The sequence below is a fragment of the Rhizobium sp. 10PS4 genome (assembly GCF_032464805.1).
GTDB lineage: Bacteria > Pseudomonadota > Alphaproteobacteria > Rhizobiales > Rhizobiaceae > Rhizobium > Rhizobium laguerreae.
The window spans coordinates 25775-38548 of sequence record NZ_JAWDIW010000022.1; the positions used below are offsets into that span (position 1 = coordinate 25775).

General features: G+C 61.4%; 11 protein-coding genes. 5 read left to right on the forward strand and 6 right to left on the reverse strand.

Going from position 1 to position 12774, the window contains the following annotated elements:
- The first annotated feature begins 4 nt into the window (after positions 1–4).
- On the forward strand, positions 5–1411 hold the full coding sequence (gene lpdA, locus RWJ89_RS31560) for a dihydrolipoyl dehydrogenase (protein WP_168283369.1): 1407 nt from the start codon (positions 5–7) through the stop codon (positions 1409–1411).
- A 129-nt stretch (positions 1412–1540) separates the two neighbouring features.
- On the opposite strand, the gene RWJ89_RS31565 is transcribed toward lpdA, so the two are convergent.
- Both RWJ89_RS31565 and RWJ89_RS31570 read right to left on the reverse strand, forming a co-directional pair.
- Positions 1541–2617 (reverse strand): TraB/GumN family protein, encoded by a 1077-nt coding sequence (locus RWJ89_RS31565; RefSeq protein ID WP_222061659.1) that lies wholly within the window; start codon positions 2615–2617, stop codon positions 1541–1543.
- A gap of 184 nt (positions 2618–2801) precedes the next feature.
- On the reverse strand, positions 2802–3737 hold the full coding sequence (locus RWJ89_RS31570) for a tyrosine recombinase XerC (RefSeq protein ID WP_131663216.1): 936 nt from the start codon (positions 3735–3737) through the stop codon (positions 2802–2804).
- A gap of 139 nt (positions 3738–3876) precedes the next feature.
- Between RWJ89_RS31570 and RWJ89_RS31575 the strand changes: the two genes are divergently transcribed.
- Positions 3877–4827, forward strand: a complete 951-nt coding sequence (locus RWJ89_RS31575; protein WP_221946046.1) for a GNAT family N-acetyltransferase — start codon at positions 3877–3879, stop codon at positions 4825–4827.
- A gap of 13 nt (positions 4828–4840) precedes the next feature.
- A complete protein-coding gene (locus RWJ89_RS31580) occupies positions 4841–5338 on the forward strand; it encodes a GNAT family N-acetyltransferase (RefSeq protein ID WP_221946045.1) in 498 nt (165 codons plus the stop codon).
- Here RWJ89_RS31580 and RWJ89_RS31585 read toward each other — a convergent pair.
- Genes RWJ89_RS31585 through RWJ89_RS31595 form a run of 3 tightly spaced genes read right to left on the reverse strand, consistent with a single transcriptional unit; the run spans position 5319 to position 8847 of the window.
- A complete protein-coding gene (locus RWJ89_RS31585; RefSeq protein WP_131663219.1) occupies positions 5319–6251 on the reverse strand; it encodes a dihydrodipicolinate synthase family protein in 933 nt (310 codons plus the stop codon). The genes RWJ89_RS31580 and RWJ89_RS31585 overlap by 20 nt on opposite strands.
- Before the next feature lie 14 nt (positions 6252–6265).
- Positions 6266–7138: an amidohydrolase family protein gene (locus RWJ89_RS31590; RefSeq protein WP_316028338.1), complete on the reverse strand. Its 873-nt coding sequence runs from the start codon at positions 7136–7138 to the stop codon at positions 6266–6268.
- Positions 7135–8847, reverse strand: coding sequence for an IlvD/Edd family dehydratase (locus tag RWJ89_RS31595; RefSeq protein ID WP_316031964.1), 1713 nt, complete (start codon positions 8845–8847; stop codon positions 7135–7137). The genes RWJ89_RS31590 and RWJ89_RS31595 overlap by 4 nt, the downstream gene beginning before the upstream one ends.
- A 239-nt stretch (positions 8848–9086) precedes the next feature.
- Between RWJ89_RS31595 and RWJ89_RS31600 the strand changes: the two genes are divergently transcribed.
- Entirely contained in the window at positions 9087–10112 is a 1026-nt protein-coding gene (locus RWJ89_RS31600) for a Gfo/Idh/MocA family protein (RefSeq protein ID WP_316028336.1), read from the forward strand.
- A gap of 132 nt (positions 10113–10244) precedes the next feature.
- A complete protein-coding gene (locus RWJ89_RS31605; RefSeq protein ID WP_077977825.1) occupies positions 10245–10916 on the forward strand; it encodes a GntR family transcriptional regulator in 672 nt (223 codons plus the stop codon).
- Positions 10917–10972: 56 nt separating this feature from the next.
- Here RWJ89_RS31605 and RWJ89_RS31610 read toward each other — a convergent pair whose 3' ends face one another.
- Entirely contained in the window at positions 10973–12601 is a 1629-nt protein-coding gene (locus RWJ89_RS31610) for a GH39 family glycosyl hydrolase (RefSeq protein WP_316031965.1), read from the reverse strand.
- Positions 12602–12774 lie beyond the last annotated feature (173 nt).

Consider the following 12774-nt stretch of genomic DNA (forward strand, 5'->3'; position numbering starts at 1 on the left):
AGCAATGTCCTACGATGTGATCATTATCGGAACCGGTCCGGGCGGCTATGTCTGCGCCGTCAAGGCGGCCCAGCTTGGCCTTAAGGTCGCCGTCGTCGAAAGGCGGGCGACCTATGGCGGCACCTGCCTGAACGTCGGCTGCATTCCGTCGAAGGCGCTGCTGCATGCCTCCGAAATGTTCCATCAGGCCGGCCACGGGATGAGCGCCCTCGGTATCGACGTCCCGGCGCCGACGCTCAATCTCGGCAATATGATGGCCCACAAGGATGCGACGGTGAAGTCGAATGTCGACGGCGTCGCCTTCCTCTTCAAGAAGAATAAGATCGATGCCTTCCAGGGTACCGGCAAGATCGTCTCGGCCGGCAAGGTCTCCGTCACCGCCGATGACGGCAAGGTGCAGGAAATCGAAGGCAAAAACATCGTCATCGCCACCGGCTCCGACGTCGCCGGCATTCCCGGCGTGCAGGTCGAAATCGACGAAAAGACCATCATCTCGTCCACCGGCGGCATCGCGCTGGAAAAAGTGCCGGAAACGCTGATCGTCGTCGGCGGCGGCGTCATCGGGCTCGAACTCGGTTCCGTCTGGTCGCGCCTCGGCGCCAAAGTCACCGTCGTCGAATATCTCGACACCATCCTTGGCGGCATGGACGGCGAAGTCTCCAAGCAATTCCAGCGCATGCTCGCCAAGCAGGGCATCGATTTCAATCTCAGCGCCAAGGTCACAGGCGTCGAGAAGGGGGACACGGGCGCCAAGGTCACCTTCGAGCCGGTCAAGGGCGGCGACAAGGTGACACTCGATGCCGAGGTCGTGCTGATTGCCACCGGACGCAAGCCCTATACGGCGGGGCTTGGCCTCGAAGAGGCCGGTGTTACGCTCGACAATCGCGGCCGTGTCGAGATCGACGGCCACTACAAGACCAATGTCGACGGCATCTACGCGATCGGCGATGTGGTCAAGGGGCCGATGCTGGCGCACAAGGCGGAAGACGAGGGCGTGGCGCTTGCCGAAATCCTCGCCGGACAGCATGGCCATGTGAATTACGAGGTCATTCCGAGCGTCGTCTACACCCAGCCGGAAATCGCTTCCGTCGGCAAGACCGAGGAAGAGCTGAAAGCGGCAGGCGTCACCTACAAGGTCGGCAAGTTCCCCTTCACGGCGAACGGCCGGGCGCGTGCGATGCTGGCGACCGACGGCTTCGTCAAAATCCTTGCCGACAAGGAAACCGACCGGGTGCTCGGCGGCCATATCGTCGGCTTCGGCGCCGGCGAGATGATCCACGAGATCGCAGTGCTGATGGAATTCGGCGGTTCGTCGGAAGATCTCGGCCGTACCTGCCACGCGCATCCGACCATGTCGGAAGCGGTGAAAGAGGCTGCGCTCGCAACCTTCTTCAAGCCGATCCATATGTGATCTTACATATTCGCAACAACGCATGCAGCCGCTTGCCGTGAGGCAGGCGGCTGTTTTATTGGGTGCGTATCGGCGCTTTTGGAAAGCAGCGTGCCCGGTCGAACGACGACCAGCTGGCCGCCGGCGGCCTCAGTTCACCGCAGTCACGGTGAAGCCCTGCTGGCGCAGCAGTTCGATGACGCCGTTCTTGCCGGGCAGATGCAGGGCGCCGACGGCCATGAAGACGTTGCCGCTGTCGAGGATGGGCGCTGCGCGCTCGGCCATCACCTTGTTGCGGTCAAGGATCACGCGCTGCTCGAAAGCGGCATAATCGCTGTTTTCGCCTTCTTCCTCCGGTGTCACGGTTTTCAGCATCGGCATGGTCATGCCGATGTCGCCGGAGAGGTAGAGGTCGGTCATCGTCTCGACGACATCGCTCATCTTGTCGCCGAGTTCCAGCGTCTGGATCAGCGATTTCAGATGGAACTCGACCGGCAGATCGGCCATGGCCTGGATCTGCTCGGCAAGGGTTTCAAGCCCTTTGACCTGTTTGCCCTGAGCAATGGCATCGGTGGCGATCTTCTGGTCGAGGAACTTCGCGCCTTTTGCCTTGCGGGCGATTTCGCAGGCCGGCAGGGCGACGGCGCTCGAAATCATCCAGGGCCGCATCCGGGAAACGGCGCTGATCGGGATGCCGCGTTGCTTGAGGCCGGTTTCGAGACGCTTGTAGTCCTCGGGAGAAAGCAGCTTGTCGATCGTCGTGCCGTCGGTGAACATCGTCAGTTCCGGCTTTGCGAGCAGGGCGGCGGTCGCCTTCCGCTCATCGAGGATCTCGTCGGATTCGATGATGATCGTGTCGGCGGCGTCGTGGGCTGCCTGGGCGCGTGGCGGCAGGGCCAGCACGCGCGGATCGGTGACATGCATGCTGCCGAGCAGCCACGAGGGTGCAAGGCCCGGCTTCTCGATCTTCCAGAAGATGCCCTTGCCGTTCGGCGTGGCGTCGGCTTCCTTCAGCGCCTCTGCGTAGCGGGCAGGGTCGTTCTGCTGCAGTTCGACCATCAGGTTGCGGCCGGTGCAGGCGACATCTTCGGCCGCCGCCGGCCTTGCCGTCAGGAAGGCGGCAAACAGGGCGGCAAGAAGCAGCATGTGAAAGGCCGCGATCAGCCAGAGCAACAGATTGGCCGGCACTGCGAGGTAAGACGTCCGGCGGCCGATTGATGTCGTCATGATGGATGTTCCGATCACATGCTCTATAGGCTTCATGCTCTACGCCCGGCTTGCGCATATTCCTTTAAGAGAATGCCTTAACGAGAGCTTAAAGCGCCTCACATTCAATCGCATCCATGCGATGCGCTGTAAGCCTATGCATGTCGTTGCCCCAAAACCGCTGCGCACTTTTGGGCGACATCCATTACGCTCGCGGATGCGCGCGATCATACACCTCGAGCAGCCGCGATGCATCGACGCCGGTATAGACCTGCGTTGTGGAAAGGCTGGCATGGCCGAGCAATTCCTGGATGGTGCGCAGATCACCGCCGCCGGCAAGCAGATGGGTGGCGAAGGAGTGGCGCAGTGCATGGGGTGTCGCCGTCTCCGGCAGACCGAAAGCGCTACGCATCTTCTGCATGGTGCGCTGGATGATCGCTGCCTGCAGCTTGCCGCCGCGGGCGCCGCGAAACAGCGGTTCTGCGCTTTCCAGATGGTATGGGCAGAGCGCTCGGTATTTCTCGACGGCGTCGAAAACCACAGACAGCAGCGGCACCAGCCGCGTCTTGTTGCCCTTGCCGGTGATGCGCAGCGTCGTTGCGCCCTTCTGTAGGTCGGCGGGAGTAAGGTCCAGCGCTTCGGAGATGCGCAGGCCGCAGCCGTAGAGCAGCGTCATGACCGACGCGTCGCGCGCCGCAATCCAGGGCTCGTCATGGAGCTGGGCTTCATCGCTGACGACGGTGATCGCCTGGGTGTCCGACAGCGGCTTGGGTAGCGATTTTGGCTGTTTCGGCGAGCGCACCGCGGCAGCACCGGCGGCATTGACCAGGCCCTTCTTTTCGAGATGGCGCAGCAGCGAGCGAAGACCGGCGAGATTGCGGCCGAGCGAGCGGGCGCCGGAGCCCTGCTTGCGCCGGGCCGCCAGGAAGGCGCGGAAATCGGCGGGGCGCAATTCCCTGATATCGCGGAGCGTCGCCGGGCCAGCGAGATGGCCGGTCAGAAAGGTGAGAAACTGGCGGGTATCGCGCTCATAGGCGTCGAGCGTGTGCTCGGAAAGACGGCGCTCACGGGCGAGGTTTTCGAGCCACGCGGCCCGTTCCGCCATCAGGCGCTGATCGGCGATAACAAGCAGTTCGTTCACGTTGCGGGCCTTGATTTTGCCTTCAAGTCCGCCAATTTGGAGCAGGAACAGTTATGGAATTGCTAATGCCGGCCAAGCCATTGTCATCCTTCGATCATATTCTACTGCGATAGCTTATACCCCATAGACAGGATCTTTCATGGCACGGCGCGATTCCATGACGGCTTTCGGACAGCTCGCGGAAGCGATCGCTCTCATTTCACAGGGAAAGCCCGGTCATATCGTCGATACGCTGATTGCCGAACGCGGCCAGAGGATCGTGAAAAATCCGCTCTGGCCGGTCATGCGGCCATTCCTCTATACGCTGCTGCGCTACAACAAGGCTCTCGAGTTCGCCAATGCGGTCGCCAAAATGCCGGGCTTCCAGTCGTTCGAATATCTGAGCGACGTGCTGAAACTCGACATCGGCCTCATCAATGGCGAACGCATTCCCGATACCGGCGGCTTCATCCTCGTCAGCAACCATCCGACCGGCATCGCCGACGGCGTTGCCGTGTTCGATCTTTTGAAGGCGCGACGGCCGGACATGATGTTCTTTGCCAATCGCGATGCCATCCGCGTCAATCCGCGCTTTGCCGAGATGATCATTCCCGTCGAATGGCGGGAGGAGCATAAGAGCAAGCTGAAAGCGCGCGAAACGCTGCAGCTGACCAACCATGCGGTGAAGGAAGGCAAGGCGACAGTGCTCTTTCCCTCAGGCCGCATCGCCTATTGGGCGAACGGCCGGCTGAATGAGCGTCCGTGGAAGACCTCGGCCGTCGGGCTGGCGCGCAAATACAATCTGCCGATCCTTCCCGTCCATATGACCGCACGCAATTCCGGCCTGTTCTACTGGCTGGCGAAATGGTCGACGGAGCTTCGCGACATGACCGTGTTCCACGAACTGCTGAACAAACGTGGCGACCGCTTCGATTTCGTCATCGGCAACCTCATTCCGGCCGAACAGCTGGACGGCGACCTCAACGAGGTGACGAAGGCGCTGGAGAAACATACGGTGCACGACATGGCAGTCGATGGTGACGCGAGTTTCGTGCCGGTCGGCCTGCCGGTTGCGGCGACGTGCCGCGAGATTCCGGTTCCTGCAATCTAATACCGGCATTGCCATGACGATCGATATCCGCCGGATCCGTGATCGGTTGCCGCAGGAGATCGCAGATCTTGAAAGCGAGGCCCGGCGGGAGGGCTATCGCCATGTCGCCCGCCTTATCGACGAATGGTCGACCGGCGCCGTCAGGTTCGATCGTGACGGCGAAAGGCTGCTTGGCGCCTATGCAGATGACGCGCTCGTCGGCATCGGCGGCATCACCGTCGACCCCGCCATGTCAGGGGCGCTGCGGATGCGGCGTTTCTACATTCGTCCCGCAATGCGCGGGCGCGGCATCGGCCGGATGCTTGCCCTAGCTCTGCTCGACCATGCGCGTTCCTTCTGCACCGTCGTCACCGTTCATGCGGGAAACGATGCTGCTGCGAAGTTCTGGGAGTCGCTCGGGTTTCAGCCTTACGGACGAGATGGACATACGCATCAGCTCGCGCTGCAGCACCATAGCGATGATCCAGCGGCTTCGAATTTGCGCCAGTGTGTTACGCCCCGATCTCCTTGAGGCGGATGGTCTGGCGTGCCAGCAGCCGTTCGACATCGGCAATATCAAGCGCCGAGAGCTTGGCGCCCGGCTTGCGCAGGGTGGCGGACTTGATCACACCGCGCTTGGCAAGCACATATTTGCGCGAGACAAGACCGATGCCCTGCTGCTGTTCATAGCGGGCGAGCGGCAGATAGGCATCGAAGATCGCATGGGCGCGATCCGGATTTCCGGCTGCATAGGCCTCGACGACGCCAACCATCATCTCGGGATAGCAAAAGCCGGTCATGGCGCCATCGGCGCCGCGGCCCATCTCTTCGGGCAGGAAAAGCCCGCCGTTGCCGCAGAGGATGGAGATGCGCCGCATGGCGCCCTTGTCGCTGGCGGCGCGAAGTGCCGAGATTTTCGAAAGACCCGGCCAATCCTCGTGCTTGAGCATGACGCAATTGCGCACCTCGTTGACGATGCGCTCGATGACCTTGGGCGCGATCGTCACATTGGTGGTGAGCGGGTAATCCTGCAGCACGAAGGGCGTATTGCCCAGGGCCTCGCCGACCGACTGGTAGAAGGCGAAAGCCTGATCGTCGGTCTTGACGGTCCAGGGTGGCGCGACCATGACGCCGGCGGCACCCTCACCCATGACGGCTTCGGCGAGTTCGCTCATCGGCGCAAGCCCTGGCGCCGAAACGCCGACGACGACGGGAAGGCGCCCGTCGAGGCGCTTCAACACCCGTTCGACGACTGTCCGCGATTCCTCGGCGGTCAGCTTCGGAGCCTCGCCGAGCTGACCAAGCACCGTCAGGCCGGTGACGCCGGCGCCCTCGTAGAAATCGACCATGCTGTCGATGCTGGCGAGATCGAGCGCGCCGTCATCGGTGAAGGGGGTTACGGCGATCACATAGACGCCCTTGGCATCTTCAGTCAGTCTGGCCATTGGTGCTCTCCAATTCAGCGGCCGAAGAACAGCGCTTCGGCATTTCGAACAAAAATCTTCTCAGCAATCGCGGGGTTGTCGATGGCGGCATGCATGGTCTCTACCAGCTCGGCGTCATCGGGCATGCCGTCCCACAATTCGGTGTGCGGCCAATCGCTGCCCCAGAGCAGCCTCTCCGCATGGCTGGCGGCAAGAGCGCAGGTGACCTCGGCAAAACCGTCGTAATTCACGTCCTTCGTCAGACGATAGGGCGCGGTGACTTTGACGTAGGCCTCGGCTCTGTCCGTCAGTCTTTTCAGGGCATCGACATGCAATGATCTCGTCTCTCTGGCAAGCGGAATGAAGCCGAGATGGTCGATGACGATGGGCAGGCGGATGCCGGACAGCGTTGCCGCAATATCGGGAAGTTGTTCGGGATTGATCTGCAACTGCAGCGACCAGCCGAGAGGGGCAATGCTTTCCGCCAGTGTTCTGGCGGCGGCGAGTGGGAGGCCGCCCTTGTTGCGCGTATTGATCCGCACGCCGCGCACGCCGAGCCGGTCGAGCCGCTCTATCTCGGTTTCTGCGGTTTCGGGATCGATGACGACGATGCCGCGCAGACGATCTGGATAGGCGGCCAGCGCCTCGAGCAGCACCCTGTTGTCGAGGCCATAGACGCTTGGCTGCACCAATACGCCCCTGTCGATGCCGAGGCTGCCGGAGAATTCGATCCAGTCGGCAATCGTCGCGATGTCAGGCGTGTAGCTGCGTGGCGTGTTGAGCGGAGCGCCGACGCGAAAGACGTGGAAATGCGTATCGACCGTGCCTTGCGGCAGTGCCGCCCGCGGCAGCCGCGTCAGCGGCCGGCGGGGCAGGCAAAGCGGTGCGTCCATATCAGCGGCGCTCATCGCGCGTCGAGCTCCTCGCTTTGCAGGAAGTCGAAGTCGGCGCCTTCGTCGGCCTGGAGCACGCGTTCCTGATAGAGCTTCGCATAGCCGCGCGACGGCGCAGGGGAAGGCCGATCGACGACATCAAGCATGCGGCGATCGAATTCCGCCTGGTCGATATCGAGGTCGATGCGCCGGCCCTCGACGTCGAGGCGAATACGATCGCCGGTGCGGATGATCGCCAGAGGACCGCCATCGGCAGCCTCAGGCGCGATATGGAGGATGATCGTGCCGAAGGCCGTGCCGCTCATGCGGGCATCGGAAATCCGCACCATGTCCTTCACACCCTGCCGCGCGAGCTTGCGGGGGATGGGTAGATAGCCGGCTTCCGGCATGCCGGGCGCACCCTTTGGTCCGGCATTGCGCAGGACCAGGATGTCATCGGCATGGACGTCGAGATCGTCGCTGTCGATGCGCAGCGTCATATCCTCGACGGAATCGAAGACCACGGCGCGTCCGATATGCTGGAGCAGCTCCTTGGAGGCAGCCGACTGTTTGATGACGGCGCCGCGCGGCGCGAGATTGCCGTACAGGACGGCGATCGTTCCGATCGGCTTCAACGGTTTCTCGACGGTGCGGATGATGGTCTGGCCCGGTTCGTCGATGACATCGTCGATGATCTCGCCGATCGTCCTGCCGTAGACCGTCGGGGCGCTGCCGTCGATTTCATGGCGCACCGCCTTCAACAGAGCCGGGACGCCGCCCGCCTCGTGGAACTGCTCCATATAATGCTGGCCGGAGGGCTGCAGGTCGACGAGCAGGGGAATGCTTCGGCCCAGGCGGTCGAGTTCGGCCATGTCGAGGCGCAGGCCGAGGCGGCCGGTGATTGCGGCAAGATGGACGACGGCATTGGTCGAGCCGCCCATCGCCTGCAGCGCGACGAGACCGTTGCGGATTGCCTGCGGCGTCAGGATATCGCGCACGGTTGGGGAAGCCTCATCCATGGCGAGACGTGCAGCGACACGGCCCGTCTCCTCGGCAAGGCGGACCCGTTCGGATTCGACGGCGGGTGCCGAACCGGCGCGGGGAAGGCAGAGCCCCATGACCTCGGTCAGGTTCGCCATGGTGCTCGCCGTGCCCATCACCGTGCAGGTGCCGATCGAGCTGGCCAGCTTGTTGTTGACCTCGGCGATCTCGGCCTCGTCGATCTCTCCGGCGCGGAAGCGCCCCCAGAAACGGCGACAATCCGTACAGGCGCCAAGCCGTTCACCCTTGTGGTGGCCGACGGCCATCGGGCCGGTCGGCAGGAAGATCGCCGGTATCTCGCTGCTGGCGGCCGCCATGATCTGGGCCGGCAGGGTCTTGTCGCAGCCGCCGATCAGGACGACGGCATCCATCGGCTGGGCGCGGATCATCTCTTCCGTTTCCATCGCCATCAGATTGCGCAGATACATCGAGGTCGGCGAGGCAAAGCTCTCGTGGATCGAGATCGTCGGAAACACCATGGGCATCGCACCCGCCAGCATCACGCCGCGTTTGGTTGCCTCGATGAGTTGCGGCACATTGCCGTGACAGGGATTGAAATCACTGTAGGTATTGGCGATGCCGACGATCGGACGGTCGAGCGCATCGTCCGAATAACCCATGGCCTTGATGAATGCTTTGCGCAGGAAAAGGGAGAATCCCTGATCGCCATAACTCGTCAGCTTGCGGCGAAGACCGTTCGACAAAGCTGTTCCTCCCTCGCCAAATTGATCCATGGCCGTGGCGTCAGGGTAGAGGGATACCGATGATTGTCAATAAATAAGATGGCGCCATTGTATCGTATTTTTGGATTTCTTCCGTGATCGCCATAGAATATAATGAAAATCTCCGAAATTCGTGCTTTCGCTCGGCAGTCAGGTGATTGGCTTTTGCGGTGAAACAGGGTAGATTATTGATAAATTGAATTGAACATAGAGGAAGCGCCGTGATGGGAATGGAGCGACGGCGTATCGGCATTATCGGCGCCGGCTGGGTCAGTGCCTACCATCTGCCTGCATGGATGCGGCAATCGGAACGAGCCGAGGTCGTGGCGATTGCCGATCCGTCGCCGAGCGCCATCGAAGCTCGGCTTGCCGCCTTCGATATCGCGCACCACTATACAAGTGCGCAGGCGATGCTGGATGCCGAGCAGCTCGATGCCGTTGATATCTGCGCGCCGCGGGAATTCCATGTCGAGTTGGTCCGGCTGGCGGCGGCAAAGGGCCTCGACATCATCTGCCAGAAGCCGCTGGCACCCTCCTATGGCGAGGCGATCGATCTGCTGGCAAGCCTTCCCAACATGGGCAGGTTGATGATCCACGAGAACTGGCGGTTCCGCGCCTATTATCGGCGGATGAAGGCATGGCTCGACGAGGGGCTTGCCGGCGAGATCCGCCAGGTGCAGTTCGAATTCCTGTCCAGCGGCATGATCGCGGATGCGGAGGGAAAGAGGCCGGCGCTGATACGCCAGCCGTTTTTCCGGATGCAGCAGCGATTGCTGGTCATGGAAGTCATGATCCATCATCTCGATACGCTGAGATATCTTCTGGGCGAGTTGGAGGTGGTCACTGCGCGGCTTGAGAGGAGCAATCGCGATATCGTCGCGGAGGATGTCGCAAGCGTCGTCCTGCGCCGGACGAGCGATGGCATTCTCGTCACCATCAATGCCAATCTCGCGGTGCATGGCGCGCCGCCGTCGCCGCGCGATCACTTACGCATCTTCGGGGCGCGCGGCACGCTCGAACTTGATGGCAATCTGCTCTCGGCTGAGGGTGCGCAGCAGCGCCGGGAAAGCTTCGATCCTGACGAGACCTACCAGGGCGCCTATGACGCGACCATCGCGCATTTCCTCGACAGCCTCGATGGAAAGGTGGCGATGGAGACATCGCCGGGCGATAACATCAAGACGCTTGCTCTTGTCGAGGATATCTATCGCCTGAGCCGGTTCGACCCGGAACGCAATCCACTGTAACATGGCCTGCCGTTAGAGCGCCGCGCGTCCGACAGGACGCGCTAAGGACGCTCTACCACATTAAATTGGCGCATAATCCTTTTCCGAAAATCGACTTCGATTTTCGGGGTTATGCTTCAGAGGAGATGACATTTGCAGACGCTCAACGAAAGCCGCGAAGACGGCATCGAGCATGATGATCTAAGCATTGCCCGCGCGCTGGAGGAGGACATCATTTTCGGGCGGCTAGCGCCCGGAACCCGCCTGACTGAAGACGCGCTTCTTGCCCGCTTTCACGTCACGCGCCATTTCGCCCGGCAGGCGATCGTGCAGCTCGAGACAATGGGCATCGTCGTTCGGGAGCGCAACAAGGGGGCGACCGTGCGTTCGCTGACGGCCCGCCAGGTCCAGGAAATCTACGATGTGCGTGAATTGCTGCAACGACAGGCAGCGCTGTGGATAAAGCTGCCGGCGCCCGAGGCATTGATCGAGGAACTGCTGGCGCTGCACGATGAGCATGGTCGCCACGTCGAATCCGGCTATCTCAGGGGTGTGCACGAGGCCAACGACAAATTTCACCTGACGCTCTTCGGCGCCTGCGGCAATGCGCATCTGGTGCAATCGATCGAGCTCTATATGCGGCTCAGCCTGCCGGTGCGCGCCAATTCGATGTCGAGCAAGGGCTCGTTGCGCATTTCGCACGAGCACCACCGGCTGATGATTGAGATGCTGCGCGGTGAGGATAACTGGGTTCTCGCCCAGCTCTGCGTCGACCATCTGCAGCCGAGCAAGAAACGTTATCTCGCCTATGTCAGCGAGAGTTAACCGGGTCGTTTGAAAGGGAGCGCAAACTTTCGATTGCGCTCCCTTCGCCTACCGGCTCACCAATCGAGGCGCAGGAGAGACACGCCCTGACGCGGTAGGGAGACCTTGAGGGCGATCTTGCCGTCATCAACCTTGACCGACGCCTGACCGTCGATCTTGGCGAGCTTTCCCGAGGCTTCCAGTCTGGCATAGTCTTCGCCGGTCGGATTCTGCGGCTTGCCCATTGTCTTCCAGACGCCGAAGGCGTTGGAATGCTCCTCGTCCATCCTGAAATGCTTGAGCGAGGCGGACATGTCGCCCCAGCCGTCGAGATTGACCGTGATGTCTGCGGACGGCCCGGCTTCATCATCGTCGTGGTAGTGCCAGAGCAGAATGGAAACACCCTTGTCGTCGCGGGTCGCCACGACATTGACATCGGGCTTGCCGCGAACGCCATGGCTCATGATATCTTCGATATCACGGCGATAATCGCTTTCCGATTCCAGCCATTCGCCGCCGAGTTTGCCGAGCATGCGGAAGCCGTTGAGAACAGCCTTGTCGACGCCGTTGGTGGCAAGATCGCGGAAGCCGTCGAAATAGGGCTGGTCGTCGAAGAGGAAGGCCCAGGTGACCGCGCCTTCGATGTGGATGTTGGCGCGTCTTGCGAGCTCATAGGTGCGGATCATGCTTTCGACGACATAGACGCCGTAGAGCGGGCCGTTGCGATAACCGTTCTGGGGATGGACGCGTGCAGAGCAGGCAGCACAGCCTTCCGGGTCGGATTCGCCGATCACCACGGGCAGGTGGCGGAGTTCCGGAAACTCATTGATGATGGCAAGGTTCGTCTCGATGTCGCGGAGCTGCTTGTGCAGGCCCATCCGCACGTGACCCTCGTAGATCACGGGATTGCCCTTGGCGTGGAAGGCGAGGAAATCGATCGGCGACTTGTTGTCGACCACATGCTTGAGGAAGGCGCGCAGGAAGGTCTGGGCCTTTTCATTGGCAAAGGCGCCGCAGGTATGCGGCCCGCCGACGCGGGCCTTCGGAAGCGCGCGCTTCAAGGCCTTGGCGCTGACGTCATACATTTCGCAAAATTGCGGGATGGTGCCGGTCCAGTAGTGGCCGTCCGGCTCGTTCCACACTTCCCATGGCCAGCTTGAAACGACGTCCTCACCATATCTTTCGGCCAGATGGCGCGCCCATGCTTCGATCAGGTCGCCCCATTTCTTCAGGTCCGTCGGCGGGGCCGTCCAGCCGGTGGTGATCGTTGCGTATTTGTCGGCCGGCTCCCATTGGTGGCGATAAGGGCCGTCGAAGTCGGAGAGCGCTTCTGGCGTGAAGCCGATCTGAATCAGCGGAATATTGCCGGCCTCGACATAGGTGTCGAAGATCTTGTCGATGATTGTCCAGTCGTAGACCGGATTGCCGTTCGCATCCTCGGTATAGGCATTGGTCGAACCCCATTTGAGGGCAGGCAGGCCATCGCCGGTGGTCAGAAGATTGTGCGCGCGGATGCGCGGCGGCTCGGGGCTGAGCTCGGTGAGTTCCTTGAGCAATTTCCTGCCATGCGGGGAGTAAGTGTAGTTCGGCTCGTCGTAACCGAACCAGTTCCACAAGGGTTCGTATTTGCCGGTCGGCCGGTTGGCGTGAACGAAGATTGTCACGTCATAGGGGCTGCTCATCCTAGTGTCCTCTTGAACGGTCATACCAAAGCCTCCTCCCGAAAGCAGCTGACCTGTCTGATGATGAAGTGCGGCCTCTTGGGAGGGGCGCCGCGCTCGCCGCAAAAGCTAAGCGAAATGCTCTCTTTGTCAATAATATAAAAAAGCAGAACATCGCTATGCGTCAAAAACGCCTGAAAATGCGCAATTATTTATGG